The 687-nt window shown below is 59.8% G+C and carries 1 protein-coding gene; it reads right to left on the reverse strand.

The features are described from left to right. The coding region (locus tag EN914_RS37370) for a hypothetical protein (RefSeq protein WP_164779266.1) at positions 1–334 on the reverse strand (334 nt) is incomplete at its 3' end. Positions 335–687 lie beyond the last annotated feature (353 nt).

The raw sequence follows: 687 nt of genomic DNA on the forward strand, positions 1-687 counted from the left end.
GCCACACCCTGTCGTAAGGCAGGCAATCCCAGGACGGCAGCAAGATGATCTCCGCGTGCGGCAGGAACTGACGCAAAGCCCCGACGATCTCGTCGGCGCTGCGTTCCGAGGCAGTTATATGGATAATGTGCTTGTGCCGGCTGGCCTCCAGCCCACCGGCCAGCGCTGCCGCGATAGCTGAAGATGGCGGGACGCCGTGCTCTATCGTAAACCCGCTGTCATCCGTGTGATCGATTTGTTCGACATCCGTCCGCGAAATATGCCTGTTCACTGAAATCTCACCTTGTCCCCAGAAGAACGTCAGCACAGCGACCCCGTTCCTGGCGGCGCGCATTAAAGTGTTCCAGGACGGGGCAGCCGGTGCGGCGTTGATGCATTGCTTCCTAGCTGCCCTAAGAACTGGCGGCTGTGAATCACGCTCGACGCCGGCAGAACGCTCTGTGCGTCGGGCCATGCCGCGCGGTGGCCCGTCCGCCGGAGTTAGTATGTGCACATGCTGAATTGCCGAAATGTCGATAACCACGCGAGGGATTGTCGAGAAAGCTGTTCGAGTTCGTCCTCGTCCGTTATCCCAGCTTGGTAGTAAGCCAGGATGCGCGATGCACTCCGTTCTCTCTTGGTTTCGGTCTCGTTTTTTGGGGTTGCTGCGCGCCAAAACGCGGCTCAGTACGGCCAGCTCTGATGGGG

This window comes from Mesorhizobium sp. M7A.F.Ca.CA.001.08.2.1 (assembly GCF_003998455.1).
GTDB classification, from domain to species: Bacteria; Pseudomonadota; Alphaproteobacteria; order Rhizobiales; family Rhizobiaceae; genus Mesorhizobium; species Mesorhizobium ciceri.